The organism is Mucilaginibacter sp. P25, from assembly GCF_050859465.1.
GTDB classification, from domain to species: Bacteria; Bacteroidota; Bacteroidia; order Sphingobacteriales; family Sphingobacteriaceae; genus Mucilaginibacter; species Mucilaginibacter gossypii.
Genome location: NZ_CP193937.1, coordinates 5,743,730 through 5,762,529, shown reverse-complemented (window position 1 = coordinate 5,762,529; position 18,800 = coordinate 5,743,730). Strand labels below are relative to the sequence as shown.

Below are 18,800 nucleotides of genomic sequence, written 5' to 3'. Positions count from 1 at the left end.
TCTCTAAAACTGTATTTTATCTTCTTAAAAGTACTGCCGCCAATACGGCCAATGCCGAAATTGAGGCTACTACTATTGGTGCTAAGCGAGTGCTTTGGCTATACTCAACCGCCTTTGATTTGTCGGGCTCCACATAAACGATATCATTTTGTTTAAGGTTGAAGTAAGGCGAATCCATTGATTCAACTTTATTAAGGTTAAGGCGGTTCATTGTTCTGCGTCCGTTTTCTGTGCGGATCACCAATACATTTTCCCTGCGTCCATAAACTGTCATATCTCCGGCCATACCTAATGCTTCAAGTAAGTTTACATTTTCATCGGTTATTATAAATGTTGATGGTTTGTTAACCTCGCCTATAACGCTTATTTTAAAATTCAGCAGCTGGATGTCAACTACCGGGCTTTTAACAAAAGCCGATAGTTTTTTACCTATTTCGCTTTGTGCTTCCTCAATGGTTTGCCCTTCAATTTTATAGTCACCTATAAGTGGTAAATTCACAAATCCATTTTCGTTTACTTTATATCCGCCGCGGGTTGATTGATTGTTTAAGCCCACATTTTTGTTGCCATTGAACAACATGTTCGATTCGGGGTTTAAGCTGGTAACAGTTACATTTAAAATGTCTTTCTGATGAATGACTACTGTTCCGTTTGTATTGTTGTTTGCAGCACCCGTATTTGCCATGTTGCTGAAGTAAACAAGATCCCGACTTCCGGCACATCCGGTTATCAATAGCAATGTTGTAATGAAACAGTATATATTAATTTTTTTCATCATCAATAGTTTAAGAGAGTTTAGGGAACTATTTTGAACTGGTTTATTTGGTTAGTCAAATTTATCTATTTGGGCATCGATAGTATACGGTTTTAGCTGATTGCCGCTTTTTTGTAAACCTGTATCTCAGTCTTTACAGAACATGTAAAGCAGCAATACAGGCATGTGTAAAGGGTTGAGAAAAAAGCATCTGAGTTGGGCATTTTGGGCTACACTTTCATATAACAGTTGTTACACCCAGTAGTAACAGCACAAAAAAAGCAGACCTGAGCCTGCTTTTTTTATGGAGTTTGTTGGTTAATTATTACGAATTATTCTACAGTAACCGATTTGGCCAGGTTACGGGGCTGATCAACATTACAGCCCCGTTTTACGGCTATGTGATAGGAGAGAAGTTGTAGCGGGATAGTAGCCAGCAGTGGTAAAAAGGCTTCGTCGGCGTCGGGTATTTCAATGCAGTAATCGGCCATGTTTTTCACTTTAACATCACCACGGGTGACAATAGCTATAACTATTCCTTTCCGGGCTTTAACCTCCTGTATATTGCTGATCACTTTTTCATACGATGAGTTTTTTGTGGCGATGAAGATCACCGGCATCTGCTCGTCAATTAACGCGATTGGCCCGTGCTTCATTTCGGCGGCGGGATAACCTTCGGCATGGATATAGGAGATCTCCTTCAGTTTTAAAGCTCCTTCCAAAGCTACCGGGAAACCGAAACCACGTCCTAAGAACAGGCAGTTAGGGGCATTCTTTATTTTGCAGGCAATGTCTTCAATCAATTCATTATCCTGCAGCAGCATTTGTATTTTATCCGGTATGGTATCAAGCTCCGTTAATAAATTGGTGAGCCTGCCTGGTGTTAAAGTACCTTTGTGCTGTGCAATATATAAAGCAATTAAAGTTAAAACAGTAACCTGCGCTGTAAAGGCTTTTGTCGAGGCAACGCCTATTTCCGGGCCGGCATGGGTGTAAACTCCTGCATCAGTTACGCGCGGAATTGAAGCGCCAACAACATTGCAGATCCCCAGGATGGTTGCACCCCGTTCTTTAGCTATCTCAATGGCGGCTAATGTATCGGCAGTTTCTCCCGATTGGGATACCGCCATTACAATATCCTTATCAGTAATTATGGGATTACGGTACCTGAATTCGGAAGCATATTCAACTTCTACCTTAATGCGTCCGTATTCTTCAATAAGGTATTCGCCTGTTAGGCCGGCATGCCACGAGGTACCGCAGGCAATAATAATTATTCGCTCGGCATTTTTAAGCTTGTCGGTATATTGTTTAATGCCACCTAACTCAACCTTGCCTTCAAGCGGAAAGATGCGGCCACGCATGCAATCCCTTACAGAACGCGGCTGCTCAAAGATTTCCTTCATCATAAAGTGCTCAAAGCCGCCTTTTTCTAACGATTCAAGTTTTAATTCCAACTCCTGGATCAATGGGGTTTGAACAACATTATCAAGCTTCTTTATTAAAAGCCCACTGGGTTTAACCTGTACTATTTCGTTATCTTTTAAATACACTACGTTTTTGGTGTACTCGATAATAGGAGTGGCATCTGATGCAATAAAATATTCGCCATGGCCAACACCAATAACCAATGGACTGCCTTTTCGGGCGGCGATCAGCTGATCGGGGTTTTCCCGGTCCAGGATAACTATAGCGTAAGCACCTATCACTGTATTTAAAGCCAATCGGACAGCCTCCAATAAATCAGTTTGTTCGATATTTTGAATTTCCTCAATTAAGTGGATCAGGATTTCGGTATCTGTTTCACTTTTAAAGGTGTGCCCGCGAGCAAGCAGTTCTTCTTTAAGGATCAGGTAATTTTCGATAATCCCGTTATGGATAATGTGCAGGCGGTTATCATTTGAGCTATGCGGATGCGAATTTGCATCAGATGGGGCCCCATGGGTGGCCCACCGGGTATGTCCTATGGCAATATGCCCGCTCTTGTCTTTATCGGCTGTGTGCTCCTCAAGACATGCCACTTTTCCGGTTTTTTTATAAACGCTGAAGCCTACATTATTTATAATAGCAATACCGGCGCTATCATAACCACGATATTCTAATCGTTTGAGGCCGTTCAACACAACGGGCCACGCATCTCTTGATCCGATGTAACCAACAATTCCGCACATAGTTTTAGGTCTTTAAATGATAAATTAAGTTTATTTGTTACTTGGTGAGTAAAATTATTTAATTGACTATCAATTAAGTATGAGCTAAGTTCAATTGCCCGTAAATTGTAAATCTGACGCCATTTTACACGTTTAAACTGTAAAAGGATATAAATCGCTTTACATTTTAGTTGTTGTGTTATATGATAAGCCGGTTGAAGGTTTTTTATCAAATGGTTGGAGAATCAATTCACTTTGGGGTTACAGTGCATGTATTCCTGAACTTGCAATGTGCTGATCAGATTTTGGCTGTGAAGTTTGTTGCCTGATTTTACAGAATGATTTACGATCGCAGTGCCGCTATTTTATATCATTTTATTTTCAGTTAGGTTTAATTAACCAAAAAGAACCTGGCGATGATATTTAACTCATTTACTTTTCTGCTGTTTTTTCCTGTGGTAACGGCTTTATATTTTCTGGTGCCGCATAAATTTAGGTGGCTGCTGTTGCTTATAGCAAGCTGCTATTTTTATATGTTCTTTAAAGCCATTTATATCCTCATCCTGTTTTTTACAATAATTATCGACTATACCGCGGGCATTTACCTGGAAAAAGTTAATGACCTTAAGAAGAAGAAGCTTTTGTTAATATTAAGTCTTACGGCAAATATTGGCGTACTGGCGGTATTTAAGTATTTTAATTTTTTTAATGCCAATTTATCGGGATTGCTATACTGGATGGGGTACACTAACCCAATTCCGTTTTTACAGATCCTGCTTCCGATAGGGTTGTCATTTCACACTTTTCAGGCCATGAGTTATACTATTGAAGTTTACCGGGGCCATCAAAAGGCCGAACGTCATTTCGGTATTTATGCTTTATACGTGATGTTTTATCCGCAATTAGTTGCCGGCCCTATTGAACGTCCTCAAAACCTGTTACCGCAATTTAAAACCGAACATCATTTTAATGCCCTGGATGTTTCTGAAGGGTTAAAACGAATGTTGATCGGTTTTTTTAAAAAGGTTGTTGTTGCCGACAGGTTATCTTTATATGTAAAAACTGTTTTTAACAATTATCCTGAACATGGCTCGGCCACAATTGTACTTGCTTCATTGTTTTTTGCCGTCCAGATCTATTGCGACTTTTCGGGCTACTCGGATATTGCGATAGGCAGTGCCAGGGTGATGGGCTTTAAACTGATGGAAAATTTTAAACGACCTTATTTTGCAAAAAGCATAAGCGAATTTTGGAGCAGGTGGCATATATCACTTTCTACGTGGTTTAAAGATTATGTGTATATCCCCTTAGGAGGCAACCGGGTTAGCAAAGGCCGGTTGTATTTAAATTTATTTGCCGTGTTTATGATCAGCGGTTTGTGGCATGGCGCAAATTGGACATTTATTGTTTGGGGCGCTTTACACGGGTTTTACCTCATCTGCGGAATGGTAACGCAGAAATGGAGGACGGCAACAGCAAGTAAATTAGGGTTAGGCAGCGGAGTATTTGCCAATTTCTTAAATATATCTTTTACAATATTCCTGGTTACTATAAGCTGGATCTTTTTCAGGGCTGTATCATTAGAGCAGGCCTTGGGTTTGTTAAAAGGTGTTTTTATTTATAAACCCGGCTTTTTCATAGGCGAACCTTCTTATTTTTTGTATGACTTGATGGCTATAGCCGCCTTGTTTTTTTACGAAGTAAAGCAGGAATATGGCCTTCATTCATTCCGGTTTCTTCACAATGAAAATTGGGGGATCCGTATGGCTTCCTATTTAGGGTTGGTTTTTATAATCCTGTTGTTTGGAGTTTTTGACGGCGGACAATTCATTTACTTTCAGTTTTAAATTATGAAGCAGTTGAAAGAAAACAGCAATAAGTTTTTTATCAGGTTGTTATTGATGATTGTGGCTTTTGTGGCTGTTGATCAGGCAGCCGGTATGTTCCTTTATTATTTTTTTACACACCAGGTTTCCGGCGAATACGCTGTCGCTAATCACGTTGTGTATAATTTAAATGAAGATGTGTTGGTTTTGGGAAGCTCAAGAGCTTCTCATCATTATAACTCATCGATTATAAAGGATGGTTTACACCTAAGTTGTTTTAATGGCGGCCGGGATGGCGAAGGGCTTTTATATAGTACAGCAATTTTTGAACTGGCATTACAGCACCACGTTCCTAAGGTTGTTGTATTAGATGTAACGAGCGATGTGTTAAGTGAAAAGGAAGATGAAAAGAACAGGCTTTCCATTTTACTGCCTTATTTAAAACAATCGTATGTTATCGGCAATATGATTGAAAAGAAAGACCGGTTGGAGCTAATAAAAAGTCATCTTCAAACATATCGCTACAATGGCCAGGTGGTTTCTATATTTCAGCATTACTTTTTATCATCAGGAAACACCGTCATGGGATTTAATCCTTTGGATAATAAAATGGACGTCAGCCGGGTTTCAACCCATACATCGCTTAAGCCATATTCAGACAGCATATCGGCCGATAATGTAAATGCACTGAATTTGTTTATAAATGAATGTAAGCGGCAAAAAATTCAATTGTTTGTTTTTGTATCGCCAAGGTATAACGATGATACCCAACAGAATTCCTATTTAAAATTGAAAAGTATTTGTAACAGTAACAAGGTTATTTTTCACGATTTTACCAACGATGTATATTTTAAAAACCCAGAATACTATTCGGACAGGGCGCATTTAAACGGCAGAGGAGCCGATTTGTATACAGATACTATCGTGGCTTTTATGAAAAAAAGATTAAGCCCTGCAGCTAACGTTCAATACTTCAGTAAAAACCAGGAACCCCTGCGTGAGAATTGAATATTGTATCGGAGCCGGGATCAATAAAAAGGGAAAGGCCGCTTTTATGATAATTCATAAAGCGGCCTTTCACTTAGCATAGGGGTGAATAATTTAGTTAATTTACTGTTTTAACGCCAGCACCTGCTGTTACCACTGCCGGAACGTTTGCAGCAGCATCAAGCAACGTACTATAAGCGTAAGACGGTACCCAACTTGATAAAGATGAGGTGATGTCGTTGGCACCGCAATTAGAATAAATGTTGGTTGATATACCGCTGAAGTAACCTACAGGGTCGCCATCTAAGTTAGTAGTAAGTGGCTTCCTGCAGCCTGAGAAATATTCATTATCTGTCCTTACTGTACCACCGTACCTTGCACCGATGGAATAACCATCATTGTTTAAGTGGTAGTTATTGTACATGTGGATGGTACCGAATACCAAAGTTGGCTCCCTTTCAGACACATTGTACCAGTAGTTGTGGTGCAATGTAACGTGTAGTTTGCCGGTGTTGGCTGTAACAGCATCGCTTGTTACTGAACCAATAAGCAATGACAGGTAGGTGTCATGGAATTTGTTCCATGAAATGGTTACGTAGTCAGAACCTTCGGCAACACCGATGTCTTTACCCCAGTAATCCCAGCCATGGCTGCGGTCTGTTGCAAAATCGCAATGGTCAATCCAAACGTGGTTCGACTGGAATTTAACGTAAACACCGCATTCGGTTACGTAATTTCTAAACGTAACATTTTGGATAATGATATTGCTTACAGTAAACAGGTAAAGGTTCAGGCTTGATAAAACGGCGCCGGTTTTACCGATGATGGTGGTATTTGAACCAACATACACAGGAGTTAAGCCTGATCCGCTAATTGTACCGGAAACATACACAATCTTGGGCGAACTGCCTGACACAGCAGATTTGAACGCAGCCAGTGTGTTTACAGTTACTGTAGTACCACCTTTACCACCGGTAGTAGTACCATTAACAGCAGCGTAACCGGTTAATACTGTACTCAAAACAGAACCTGATGCGGTTGTTGTTGAAGTACTTGTAGTTGGAGCAGTTGTGGTAGTGGTAGTCGTACCGGTAAGGGTGTAAGTGTACTTTCTTCCGTTTGTCAGAGGGCTGCTGTTGTCGGAAGTTGAGAAATACAATCCGGTATCCCAGTGGCTGTAACGACCTTTACCAAGGGTCCTGATGTCACTGTGAAGAGAATGGGCCGGACCTAACGCAACACCATTTTCATAAAGTTGGAGTGTTGATGCTGTTGGCTGCGTGTTTGAATCGCCGCTTACCTGAACGGGGCTGAATTTGTAAGCGTAACCTTCATCTAACCGGATTGAAGATGTGGCCATCGTGTAGACGGTGGGGGCTGTTGTTGCCAGGCTTTTGCTGGCGTTTAAATCATTAATTGGAACGGTTACTGGTTGGTCTGCATTTTTGGAGCAACTTCCGATGAGGATAATTGCGCTCAGTGCCAAACTGCCAAAAGTCATTTTTTTAAGGATTTTGTTTTTTGCATGTTATAATTTTTAATTAAGCCCTCGAAACGCGGTCTTATATTAAAAATTACCGTTGATTTTTTCCTAAAGATATAGACTAAAAGCTTAAATAGTTCAAAAACGTCGATTCTGTTGTTTGAGCCTGTAAAGTTATGTGTATTTGTGACACGTATAGTTGTGAAGTACTTCACACTTCATGACATTTGGATGACAATTTTAGTTCAGAAGAAAAAACAATTTTCGTCGATTATTGTCTTACGTCACTTTAAAACCAAGTTTTGCCCAGTATTTTTAACTTGCAATTAAAGCATTAAATTGTGAAAGCAGCTTTACAAAAAGCTGGTGCATAACGTGGTCACTATCGCGCTTTTTTTCAATATTCTTATTGAATTTTAACTTCTCCTTCAAATGATTTCACAAATAATTTTGGAGAAAATGATGACATAAATTCTTCGGCTTTGAGCACCATATCCATTGAGCCAATAAATATTGAGGATCGCTGGTGTAGTTCCCTTACTTCAATTTCCATAATTCTTTTGTATCCATCTGATGCTTTGCCACCGGCTTGCTCAATAATATAAGCCATAGGGTTACACTCGTAAATCAGCCGCAGTTTTCCCTTTTTTGCGCCTGTAGTAGGGGGATAAATAAAAATTCCGCCTTTTATTAAGGTCCGGTGTATATCCGCAACCATCGATCCTGTGTACCTGGAAGTATATGGTCGGTTAGTGTCCGGATCTTCTACCTGGCAATATTTAATATATTTTTTTACCCCATCCGGAAAATGAATGTAATTGCCTTCGTTTATTGAGTAAATTGTTCCTGCTGCCGGAACAGTCATGTTAGGGTGCGAAAGGCAAAACTCGCCGATTGAAGGATCAAGGGTAAAGCCATTAACACCCTTGCCTGTGGTATATACAAGCATCGTTGAAGATCCATAAATGACATATCCTGCAGCTACCTGCTCGGTACCAAGCTGTAATACATCCTCGTTTGTAGAATGTTTCCCTGTGTCTGATTTTCGTCTGTAAATAGAAAATATAGTTCCTACACCTACATTGACATCGATATTGGATGATCCGTCTAAAGGATCAAGTGCAACAACGTAATTTGCTTCGTTTGAAATATCCGAATCTATAACCAGGTACTCATCATTTTCTTCCGAAACAACTATACAACATTCCCCACCGCTTCTTAATGCTGCTATAAACTGCTCATTGGCATAAATGTCAAGCTTTTTTGTGACTCTCCCTGGATATTGGAGGAGCCGGCATCACCTAAAATATCTACCAGGCCGGCTTTATTAATTTCCCTGTTTACTATCTTGGCAGCGATACCAATATCACGAAGTAGCCGCGAAAGCTCGCCTTTTGCATAAGGAAAATCTTTTTGCCGTTCAATAATAAATTGTCCAAGAGTTTTAAATGCCGTCATATTTTCAAGGTTTAATATTTTCTAATTCGGTTGGGGTAAAAGAGGGTTTAATTAAAATTAATAAAAGAATACGCGTATCAATTGCCAATTATAGTATTCGATTTGCCTTTTTTATCTCCAATTCCGTTAATTATTTACGCAAACGTTTGCGTTTTTGCATAAATGGTTTATTTAATAAAAAGTTACTTTTTTAATTGATAAACAGTTTGTTAACTTAAAAGGGGGCTTTTATCAGGCATATAATTTAATTGCATACTCACCAGTTGATTTCGCGCGCTATCACCGCCGATCAGTAAATAATTCATTAAAGCTACCAGCCCCCAGCGGCTTGAAAAAATGCTGCCGGGGTTTGTATAATTTGTTAACTGCATATTCTCAGTATGTGTTTAAAATATACACGAAACCGGTGATTATTCTTGCTAATGTTAATGTATGGTTATCAGTTGATTAACGATTTTGTAAAGGCGGGTTTATTCAGTATTACTCCAGATTTAGCACGGTGTTTTGGCAAAAAACACGTGCCATATGATCAATAAAATTTACCTGTTATTCCTGTTAACCTTATTCACAACTGCTGCCTCTGCACAAACAGGGGGGATAAAAGGACAAATAATTGATGCGCAAACAAAAGAGCCTTTGAGTGGCGCCTTCGTCCATTTTGATAATAGAAACGGAGGTTCGGTTACCGACGCGTTTGGTAATTATGCTATCACCAGTGTTGATGCCGGCCAGTATAAGCTTAAAGTAAAATATATAGGCTATACAGAGTATAAGCAGGATATCACCATTACAGCCGGCAAGGTGTCTGTAATGAATATTCCATTATCAGAAAAACCCGAAGAGCTTAAAACAGTTAAGGTTTACGGAACAACCAATGCCGAGTCAGAATCGTCATCCCGCCGTAAGGAAAACAAGGCAGACAATATTATTAATGTGCTGTCTGCACAGGCGATGCAAAGGTCGCCGGATATTAATGCTGCAAACGCCCTGCAACGCGTTTCTGCAGTAACCATTCAGCGTAATAGCGGCTCGGATGAAGCATATGCCGTTATCAGGGGTTTGGAGCCGCGTTACAATAACACCTTACTTAACGGTGTTAAAGTGACTAGTCCCGATCCGGTTTCGCGGTTTATATCATTAAGCATAGTTCCTTCAGACCTGCTGGAAAGTGTTGAAGTAAGTAAAAGCCTTACGCCCGAAATGGAAGGCGATGCAATAGGCGGAACCGTGAACCTGGTTTTTAAAGATGCACCCGAGTATGAATATTTTAAAGCGAACGGCTCGATAGGCTACAGTGCTATCTTCTTTAACCGCAGGTTTGATAATTTTTATCATGGTGCAGTTCAAAGCAAAAGCCCAACCGAAAGGTTTGGAGCTGCTTATAATGCCCCTCCGGGATATTTTTCAAGGGCCAACCTCGACTTTACCAAAAAGAATGCACCGCCAACTTCATTGCTTGGGTTTACTTACGGGCGCAGGTTCCTTAAAAATAAACTGGGATTTATTATTGCCGATAGTTATCAAAACCAGTTTTATGGTACAAATTCAGAATTTAACGTAGCCCAGCCCGATATAAGGGATGGTAAGAACTTTCAGCCGGTTATTGCCGATGTAGCTAATCGCACTTATTCAACCCAACAATTGAACAACGGGCTTTCGGCTCACCTCGATTATAAGTTTGATGATAATAACAAGGTAAGCGTTGATAACGTTTTCCTGTACACCCATCTTGCACAAACACGTTTAAGTATCGATACCTCGATATTAGGAGGTAACGGAGGCAGGATAGGGCCTGGTACAGGTACCGTTTTCAACGATAACCGTTCAAATATCCAGAACCAGTATGTTGAAAATCTTAAACTAAGCGGTAAACATGTCATCGAAAAACATTTCCTTTTTGATTGGGCAGGTGTTTACAGTAATGCTATTCAAAACGCGCCAGACAGGGCCGATATATCTATCAACCATTTAATCAACCCCGATTTTACAAGTACTCCCAACTATTTTGATAATATATCAAGGATATGGCAAAAGAGCGGCAATAAAGACCTTAGCGCTATGGCCAATATCGGGTACAAAACAGGCTTGGGCGAAAAAAGCGCTATCGAATTAAAAGCCGGTGGTCTTTACAGGCATAGTACACGTTACAACCATCAAAACGAATACATTTTGCGACCTGCAGCAACTGCCAATGGTGGCAAAAGTGGCTTTACCGATATATATTCGGCCGATTTTGTAGTGTACAATCAAACAGGTACCGATCAGAGCGACAAAACCAATTATACAGCTTACGAAGATATCACTGCAGGCTATGGCGAAGTGAAACTCGTGCTGGATAATTTAGCTGTTATCGGCGGTGTACGTGTTGAAGGTACTAAACAAGGATATGACACCCATCCTGTTGTTTTGGATATCCGCAGTAATGCCAAAAAAACTTACACCGACGTTTTACCAAGCGTTCAGTTAAAATATAAGCTCACGGAAAATTCAAACTTACGGGCATCTTATTTTAAATCGATAGCACGTCCGGCATTATATGAGTTGGTACCAACGCCAACCCTTGGTGAAAGTACCGACGTTACCGGTAACCCGCTTGTAAAACACACCGAAGCCGATAACTATGATATTCGTTATGAACTGTTTCCCGGTAAAGAAGAGCAATTGTTTGTCGGCGGGTTTTACAAAAATATCATCAATCCCATTGAGTTTGCTTTAAATGATTCACAAAATGGGCAGCTTAATACATCCCCGCAAAATTTTGGTACTGCTAAGGTTACAGGTGCGGAAGTAGTTTACAGTAAGTATTTTGGAGATCTTGGCGTATCAGGTAATTACACGTATACCTACTCAAACATAAAAACCACAAAAATTTATACCTCTACGGATGCGAATGGGGTTTCTACCTCCGTTCCGAGATTGCAAAGCCGGCCCCTGCAAGGACAAACTGGTGATGTATTAAACCTGTCGTTATTGTACAAAAATGATAAGCAAAAAGCTTTTGTTCAATTAGCCTATACCTATACCAGCAAAACGTTGTCGCTGATTTATCCAAACTACGGATATGATTACTATCAGCAGCCGCAATCGTTCCTGGCCTTATCGGGCGAAAAGCAGGTGGCCAAGCATTTTGTTTTAACAGCCAAGGTGAACAACCTGCTCAACACACCTACAACAGTATTGATCAATAATCTTGTTCAATCAAAAGATTTGTACAACGTGAGTTTCAACTTAGGTTTCAGGTATTCATTATAAAAGCATCAAATCATGAAAGTAAAATATATATTAATGTTGGCAGTTGGTTTTGTAGCTACTGTAACCTTTAACAGCTGTAAAAAAGCCGAACTGACTACGTTTACGCAAATTAAGATCCCTACATCAAGTCCGATACAGCCAGGCAATATCAGCGGCTTTGTAAAAGGTACTTTAGTAACCGGCGAAACCTATACCGTAACGGCTGATGTTACTGTAAAAAAAGGCGATACACTTTATGCACAGCCAGGTGCAAATGTTATTGTGAAAAACAATTCGCAGATTAATATTCAGGGTGTATTAAAGCTGGTTGGTACAAAAGATCAGCCGGTGTACTTTAATTCCGACTCGAATAAGCCCGGTACCTGGGGCGGTTTTCAATGCGACACAGCGCAGGCCATAACCATCATCTGGACGCACGTTGATAACACCGGCGGACCCGATGCTTCCGGAAGTGCACGCGGTACCTTGAAGGTAAAAGCTCCTATCAAGGTAGATATTGAAGATTCATGGTTTACCAACGGGCAGGACGATTTGATGGCCTTAGGCAACGGCGCCAAGATAACCATTTTAAGAAATACCATCAGCTCATCAGGTAGTACCGATGGGGAAGGCATTAACCTCAAAACAGGTGTTACCGGTACTGTAGCATATAACGTAATTTTTAGCCAGGCGGGTTCAGGTGTTAAACTCGAAACCAGTTCGAGTAAGCCCTTTCCGCAAACCGAGGTATCTGTATACAACAATACCCTGGTTTCAAATGGCTGGCGAAGAGGCTCGGCCGAGCCGGGGCGTGCCGTTTCTGTTGGTGTAAATGCCATTGGCCACATCTTTAATAATATTATTGTTAATGATTACCATGGCATTGAGTTATTTGATGACGGTGACATAGCGCACACCACTTATGGTAATAACCTTTTTTATGCTACGGTTGATACTTATGCCGATTTGGTTGACCCTACTTTAAAGATCAACATCAGGGATGGGTTTTACCCTCCATCAGGCTTGGGAAAACCTCAGCCTACCGATCTGATCTCAAAAAAGATAGGGGATAAGGACCCGATGTTTGTAAAGTTTGATGGCACGGTGGCCGCCCCTAACGGATACCCCAATACCAACGATTTTCACCTGCAAAGTACATCGCCTGCATTTAGTGCGGGCAATACGCAATACAACCTTGATCTGGGTGCTTATACCAGCGATGACAAAGGGAACAAACATTAAGCATCAGTATTTAATATAAATCAACATGAAAAAAATAGCGTTTTTCTTTCTTTTAAATGTCGGCCTGTTTTTAGGTTTATCAAAGGCATCTGCTCAAAATTATGTATTGGATAAAACCATCGCTTTGCCCGGCAATGGCGGTTACGACTATGTATTTATCGATCAGCCCAATCATACCTTATACGCATCGCACGGTACCGAGGTAAATGTAGTTGACCTGAAAACCGAAACGGTTAAAGGCACCATTGGCGATATGAAGGGTGTGCACGGTATTGCTGTTGACAATGAACTTAATAAAGGTTTTATAAGTGATGGTAAAGCCGATGAAGTTATCGTGTTTGATATCAAAACACTGGCTGTGATTACCCGCATCTCGTTAGATCATAAGGGTGCTGATGCCATTATTTTTGACCCGTATTCAAAAAGATCTTCACGTTTAACGGGCATAGCAGTAGTTCATGTGTTATTGATCCCGCTTCAATGAAACAGGTAGCATCAATTGATATGGGAGGCGCTCCTGAATTTGCTGTTGCCGATGGTAAAGGGACTATATACAATAATCTGGAAGACAAAAGCAGCCTGAACGTAATCGATACCAAAACACTAAAGGTTTCTAAAAACTATACGCTAAGCCCTTGCGGTGGCCCAACAGGTATAGCTATGGATAAAGCAAACCAAAAGCTGTTTACCGTTTGCCGCGAAAACAAGGGGCTTAGCATAGTCGACATTCCTACAGGTAAAGTTATCCAAACCCTGCCTATCGGCGCAGGCGTTGACGCCGTTGTGTATGACCCGACTCAAAAAATGCTTGTGGCCTCAAATGGCGACGGAACCGCCAGCATCTTTAAACAAAATACCCCCGATACTTATAGCCCTGTGCAAACTTTAAACACACAGTACCGCGCTAAAACCATGGCAATTGATATGGAAACACATAGGCTTTACTTTCCGGTTGCCGATTATGAACAGGGAACTAAAACCATGAAGCCCGGCACTTTTAAGTTACTTGTTTATCGCCAGCAATAATATTGAAATGAAAAGAAGGGATTTTGCGCTGGACGAGAAAAGATTAAATGTAAGGGCGATAAATTACAAGGGAGAGGTGCTTTATCAAACCGAGCTTACTAAATAGAAACTGAATTTGCCCGGGGAATTTCCTTGTGCAACCAGGTTTTTCAACCCAAGTTTACAGCTTATCAAATGGTAAGCTGTAAACATTATAACCAATATTTGCCCACTATGATTGACAATCCTATTTTAATATGGGAGAGGTTTTAAGTGCTTTAAGCGTTGCGTTATTAAGCCTGTGTTAAGTTTTGGTTATGTATTATTCTTAGGCCCTTTTATTCAATTTTTCTCCAGTTTTCAGCGGGTTTCTTTGCGGAAAATTAAACCCGTTGTTCATGAAATACACCTACTTTATTAACAGGCTATTGTTTTTATTTTCAATATGCCTGCTATTTTCCGTTTCGGCTAATGCCCAAACCATAAGGGGAAAGGTAACCGATACTAAAACCGGCGAACCCCTTACCGGAGCAACAGTTCACTTAACCCAGGATGGGGTTAGCAAATTTGTTGCGGTTAACCTTAATGGCGCTTATAGCTTTAAAAATTTAAAGAATGGGCCATACAAAATACAGGTAAATTATGTTGGTTATGGTCCTTCTAAAGTTAGAGAGGGCAATATTACGTCGGCCAATGAGGTGATTACGGTCAACGTAGCCTTACAGGACGCTGATATGCAGATGACAGAAATACAGGTTAAAGCCCAGACAAACAAAGAATCTGATGGCGCCGTACGCAGTATTGAAAAAATGCACCGATGGTTATCAACGTACTTTCGGCAAATGCAATTAAGTTATTGCCTGACGTTACTGTGGCTAACGCTTTGCAGCGTGTTAGCGGTGTAACCATTCAGCGTTCGGCAAGTGGCGAAGGTCGTTATGCCATTATCAGGGGTATGGACCAGCGTTACAACTCAACATTGGTAAACGGTATTAAAATACCAAGCCCGGATGCTCAATACCGTTTTGTGCCTATGGATATATTCCCTTCAGAAATGCTGGAAAGGCTTGAAGTGATCAAGGCCCTTACCCCAAGTATGGAAGGCGACGCCATTGGCGGTGTAATGAACCTGGTGATGAAAAGTGCGCCAAGCCAGTTTACTTTCAGCGCTAACGTTTCGGGTGGTTTTTCTACCCTGTTTTCATCAAGCAGGCCATTTGTTGGTTTCAGCGCATCTCCTAATGGCAAATCTCCGGCAGCAATCAATGGTAACAGCTATGCCGCTACCTATGCCGATTTTAGCAATAAAGCGCTTACAAGCGATAAAAATATTTCAACTCCTTTTAGCTCAACCGCCGGTATCACTATTGGCGACAGGTTTTTGAATAAAAAATTAGGCGTTATCGTATCTGCAAGTTATCAGAACATATACCGCGGCTCTAACTCAAAACAGCTTACGCCAAACGCGCAGCCATCAGCTATCCCGCTGCCAAACTCACCACAGTTTTCTGATGCTTATGACCGTACTTATTCAACCCAAACAGAACGCGTAGGTATCCACAACAAAATAGATTACGCAATTAACGACAAAAACAAGATCTCGTTATACAACCTTTATATCCATCAAAGCGAATTTGAATCGCGCTTTACTTCTGATACCCTTGGTTTGGGCTTAAACTCAACCGGCTTAAGCAAGCAGATCACCATCTCAAACAGAAGTATGTTAACTAAGCAAAATATCTATAACTCAACCTTGCATGGCGAACATTGGCTTGGCAACGAGTGGCGTTTAAACTGGGATGGAGTATATTCAGAAGCTACCAGGCACCAGCCGGATAGGACTGAGTTTTTCTATGATGCCAATAAAACCCTCAATAACTCAGGAGCCGTAACCGCTGAAGTTGATAACAATACCCAGTTAGATCATCATTGGGAAAACAACCGAGATAAAGACATTTCAGGATATGCAAACCTGATCTATACTCCTACAATTGCCGGTAAACATGTTGAGTTTTCAGCAGGTGGTTTATATCGTCATAAAGTAAGGGATGCTGATTACATCACCTATTCGTTAACCGGTGGTAAATCAACCTTGTTTAACAATAACTTTAATTCTATTCCTTTTGCATTTAATTCGGCTGCCGATGGTATTGGAGCCAATAACCCCGATTTGCAAAACAACTATCACGTAAGGGAAAACGATAATGCCGAATACTTACAGGTTAAATTTGACTTGTTCCCAAAACTGCAGGTATTAGGTGGTGTGCGTATTGAAAACACCGATTTAACTTACGCTACTCAATCGCCCGAAACGGTTACACAAAGAAGCGGCAATATTAAATACACAGATGTATTGCCAAGTATCCATTTAAAATATCAGTTAACAGATAATCAAAATATCCGTGCATCATACTTTGCGGCAATTAGCCGTCCGGGTTTTGGCGAACAGGTACCATATAAGGTTACCGGCGAATATTTTGACCAGGTAGGTAACCCTTACTTAAAACACATCACTGCCGATAACTACGACGTACGTTATGAATTTTTCCCAGGCGGTGCCGATCAATTATTTTTGGGCTCTTTCTACAAAAAGATCTATAACCCTATTGAGTACTTTGTTGTTCGTGATGGCGGGCCAAGCTCACAGGTTATTAAGCCTCAAAATGATCCGGGTAATGCTACCAACTACGGTTTTGAAGCTTTGGCTACTAAATTCTTTGGTGTGATAGGCTTCTCGATCAACTATACCTACACCCACTCAAGGATAACTACTAACAAGCTGCTTTACTCAAATGATCCTACTTTGGGATTACAGCAAACCAATGTGAACGAAACACGTCCGCTGCAAGGTCAGGCAGACCATGTGGGCAATGCATCTGTATTGTACAAAAGCGCTAAGTTAGGTTTGGATATGCAGCTGGCCTTTGTTTACACAGGCGAGCGTTTGGCCCAGGTATCTCCATATTATAACCTTGACTTTTACCAGCACGCCTATAATCAGTTAGATTTTTCTTTCGAAAAAACTATAGCTAAAAGGCTTTCATTTTATGGCAAGGTTAACAACATCACCAATGCGGCCAGTAAAATCTATTTAAAATTCCCGCATGGTAGCCTTGACGCAAAACAACAGGAGTTTTTAGGCAAACAAGACATTACATCTCAAACGCTTGTTCAAAGCGACTATTACAAAACACTGTTCCTTGGTGGTTTCAGGTATAAATTATAATAAACGTAACGATGAAAAAATATATAATCCCAGTTATTTGTATCCTGATGGCGGCGGCATTTTCCGGTTGCCAGAAATGGAAAGGTGAGCATACCGATATTTACACCTATACACCGCCGGCAGCAAACCCGGTAAGCGATAAAGCTCCACTATCATGCAGCACAAGCGGCTCAACCGTTATCCCGGTAAAAGGTACTATGCTTAGCGGTAAGACTTATTCTGTTGAAGATGGTTGCGATTTGGTAATTAACCCAACTGATACGTTGTTAATGCAGCCGGGCGTTACATTAAACATGGGTGCAGGAAGCAGCCTCATAGCACTTGGCACCCTGGTAAGTAACGGCTCTAAGGATCAGCCAAATTGGATCACCGTTCCGGGGATCGTAAAAAATGATGCACCGGGGGCCTCACCGCCGCTGCCGATCCTGCATACGCAGGCAAGTGGAAAGGTATTATTGGAGGCCCTACCTGTAACTTACTGGTGTTACGTTGGACACACGTTGAATATGCCGGTTTAACTGAAGGTAAAGCTACATCAACCATTGCAGGTTCGGGTACAGGCAATCAATACAGTATCTTATTTGCCAATTATAATGGCAACTTTATTATGGAGGATTCCTGGTTGTATGGTGGTGTGGATGACCCGATCCGTATTTCGGCAGGCAAAATCGCCATCTTCAGAAATACTTTTGAGAAGAATGGTGTTAGCGGTGGCGACTGCCTGAATGCTAAAGGTGGCACCGTAGGTACTATGGCTTATAATATGTTTATTGGTACTGCTACCAACGGCCAAAAAGCTTCAAATAAAGGGCAGGCTACCGGTGCGCCGCAAACCAACATCGTTATGTACAACAATACATTTGTTAGCGGTGGTTATCGCCAGGTGCAAAGCGGCCGTGGTGGTTGTATCAACTTTGAAGAAGGAGCAGCGGGTATGTATTACAACAACGTGGCCATCAACTGTAGGTTTGGTTACCGTGTAGTAGGCAGTCCGGTTGCTGATGTTGCGCACCTTTCATACGGTAACAACTATCAATGGGCCGATTCTTTGAGTGTAGCTAACCAGTTTTATCCAACAGGTTATATCACCCAACCGCAAAGCACCGATATCCCTTCAATCACGACATCGGCAAAATATCTGCCTGCAAATTATACCTTAGGTTCTATTTATGATGGCAGCGACGTTGTGCAAAAAAATAACCCGATGTTCCTGAACTTCCCGCTGCCTACAGTTGGGCATCCACTATATCAGTACAGTGCTATCGGGAACTATAACTTCCATTTGCTGGCCAGCTCACCGTTGATTGGCAAAGGTAATACCACCATAAAGCCATTAATTACTGTGCCTCTTGATAAAATTTATGGTTTATCAGATGCAACATTACCCGGTATTGATCTTGGTGCGTATCAGTTAAACGGCTCAGGAAACCAACATTAA

General features: G+C 41.1%; 13 protein-coding genes and 1 pseudogene. 10 read left to right on the top strand and 4 right to left on the bottom strand.

All coding sequences use genetic code 11. The annotated features are described in order from the left end of the window. Window positions 1–16: 16 nt before the first annotated feature. Window positions 17–685 (bottom strand): polysaccharide biosynthesis/export family protein, encoded by a 669-nt coding sequence (locus ACRQ5D_RS28985; protein WP_223266065.1) that lies wholly within the window; start codon window positions 683–685, stop codon window positions 17–19. Window positions 686–1,086: 401 nt separating this feature from the next. Beyond that, window positions 1,087–2,925, bottom strand: coding sequence for a glutamine--fructose-6-phosphate transaminase (isomerizing) (glmS, locus tag ACRQ5D_RS28980; protein WP_091162544.1), 1,839 nt, complete (start codon window positions 2,923–2,925; stop codon window positions 1,087–1,089). Window positions 2,926–3,320: 395 nt separating this feature from the next. Here glmS and ACRQ5D_RS28975 point away from each other — a divergent pair, with 395 nt between their 5' ends. Next, window positions 3,321–4,751, top strand: a complete 1,431-nt coding sequence (locus tag ACRQ5D_RS28975) for an MBOAT family O-acyltransferase (protein WP_091162545.1) — start codon at window positions 3,321–3,323, stop codon at window positions 4,749–4,751. A 3-nt stretch (window positions 4,752–4,754) separates the two neighbouring features. After that, entirely contained in the window at window positions 4,755–5,738 is a 984-nt protein-coding gene (locus ACRQ5D_RS28970; protein WP_091162546.1) for a hypothetical protein, read from the top strand. Between the two features lie 97 nt (window positions 5,739–5,835). Here the strand turns inward: ACRQ5D_RS28970 and ACRQ5D_RS28965 are convergent, their stop codons facing one another. Then, window positions 5,836–7,218: a pectate lyase family protein gene (locus tag ACRQ5D_RS28965; RefSeq protein ID WP_432327433.1), complete on the bottom strand. Its 1,383-nt coding sequence runs from the start codon at window positions 7,216–7,218 to the stop codon at window positions 5,836–5,838. A gap of 388 nt (window positions 7,219–7,606) precedes the next feature. Next, window positions 7,607–8,658, bottom strand: a pseudogene (gene fbp, locus ACRQ5D_RS28960) (class 1 fructose-bisphosphatase). Between the two features lie 525 nt (window positions 8,659–9,183). On the opposite strand from fbp, the gene ACRQ5D_RS28955 reads away from it, so the two are divergent. The 8 genes from ACRQ5D_RS28955 (at window position 9,184) to ACRQ5D_RS28920 (ending at window position 18,800) form a co-directional block, all read left to right on the top strand. Continuing rightward, the gene (locus ACRQ5D_RS28955; RefSeq protein WP_091162551.1) at window positions 9,184–11,910 is read left to right on the top strand and encodes a TonB-dependent receptor; all 2,727 of its coding nucleotides are present in this window, start codon (window positions 9,184–9,186) and stop codon (window positions 11,908–11,910) included. A gap of 12 nt (window positions 11,911–11,922) precedes the next feature. Then, entirely contained in the window at window positions 11,923–13,131 is a 1,209-nt protein-coding gene (locus tag ACRQ5D_RS28950) for a right-handed parallel beta-helix repeat-containing protein (RefSeq protein ID WP_431198571.1), read from the top strand. A 25-nt stretch (window positions 13,132–13,156) separates the two neighbouring features. Next, entirely contained in the window at window positions 13,157–13,615 is a 459-nt protein-coding gene (locus tag ACRQ5D_RS28945; RefSeq protein ID WP_432327430.1) for a YncE family protein, read from the top strand. Beyond that, complete coding sequence (locus ACRQ5D_RS28940) at window positions 13,612–14,157, top strand: YncE family protein (RefSeq protein WP_432327428.1); 546 nt, start codon at window positions 13,612–13,614, stop codon at window positions 14,155–14,157. The genes ACRQ5D_RS28945 and ACRQ5D_RS28940 overlap by 4 nt, the downstream gene beginning before the upstream one ends. A gap of 377 nt (window positions 14,158–14,534) precedes the next feature. After that, the gene (locus ACRQ5D_RS28935) at window positions 14,535–15,041 is read left to right on the top strand and encodes a carboxypeptidase-like regulatory domain-containing protein (protein ID WP_432327426.1); all 507 of its coding nucleotides are present in this window, start codon (window positions 14,535–14,537) and stop codon (window positions 15,039–15,041) included. Continuing rightward, window positions 14,954–17,362, top strand: coding sequence for a TonB-dependent receptor domain-containing protein (locus ACRQ5D_RS28930; protein WP_432327424.1), 2,409 nt, complete (start codon window positions 14,954–14,956; stop codon window positions 17,360–17,362). Before ACRQ5D_RS28935 ends, ACRQ5D_RS28930 begins: the two co-directional genes overlap by 88 nt. Window positions 17,363–17,373: 11 nt before the next feature. Continuing rightward, the gene (locus ACRQ5D_RS28925; protein WP_431198570.1) at window positions 17,374–17,880 is read left to right on the top strand and encodes a hypothetical protein; all 507 of its coding nucleotides are present in this window, start codon (window positions 17,374–17,376) and stop codon (window positions 17,878–17,880) included. Further along, window positions 17,844–18,800 (top strand): hypothetical protein, encoded by a 957-nt coding sequence (locus ACRQ5D_RS28920; RefSeq protein WP_431198569.1) that lies wholly within the window; start codon window positions 17,844–17,846, stop codon window positions 18,798–18,800. The genes ACRQ5D_RS28925 and ACRQ5D_RS28920 overlap by 37 nt, the downstream gene beginning before the upstream one ends.

Bases quoted from the DNA above. Each gene is read 5' to 3' on its own strand.
- ACRQ5D_RS28950 (WP_431198571.1), top strand. From the start codon at position 11,923: ATGAAAGTAAAATATATATTAATGTTGGCAGTTGGTTTTGTAGCTACT.
- ACRQ5D_RS28955 (WP_091162551.1), top strand. From the start codon at position 9,184: ATGATCAATAAAATTTACCTGTTATTCCTGTTAACCTTATTCACAACT.
- glmS (WP_091162544.1), bottom strand. From the start codon at position 2,925: ATGTGCGGAATTGTTGGTTACATCGGATCAAGAGATGCGTGGCCCGTT.
- ACRQ5D_RS28975 (WP_091162545.1), top strand. From the start codon at position 3,321: ATGATATTTAACTCATTTACTTTTCTGCTGTTTTTTCCTGTGGTAACG.
- ACRQ5D_RS28970 (WP_091162546.1), top strand. From the start codon at position 4,755: ATGAAGCAGTTGAAAGAAAACAGCAATAAGTTTTTTATCAGGTTGTTA.
- ACRQ5D_RS28930 (WP_432327424.1), top strand. From the start codon at position 14,954: ATGGTTATCAACGTACTTTCGGCAAATGCAATTAAGTTATTGCCTGAC.
- ACRQ5D_RS28985 (WP_223266065.1), bottom strand. From the start codon at position 685: ATGGCAAATACGGGTGCTGCAAACAACAATACAAACGGAACAGTAGTC.
- ACRQ5D_RS28935 (WP_432327426.1), top strand. From the start codon at position 14,535: ATGAAATACACCTACTTTATTAACAGGCTATTGTTTTTATTTTCAATA.
- ACRQ5D_RS28945 (WP_432327430.1), top strand. From the start codon at position 13,157: ATGAAAAAAATAGCGTTTTTCTTTCTTTTAAATGTCGGCCTGTTTTTA.
- ACRQ5D_RS28925 (WP_431198570.1), top strand. From the start codon at position 17,374: ATGAAAAAATATATAATCCCAGTTATTTGTATCCTGATGGCGGCGGCA.
- ACRQ5D_RS28940 (WP_432327428.1), top strand. From the start codon at position 13,612: ATGAAACAGGTAGCATCAATTGATATGGGAGGCGCTCCTGAATTTGCT.
- ACRQ5D_RS28965 (WP_432327433.1), bottom strand. From the start codon at position 7,218: ATGACTTTTGGCAGTTTGGCACTGAGCGCAATTATCCTCATCGGAAGT.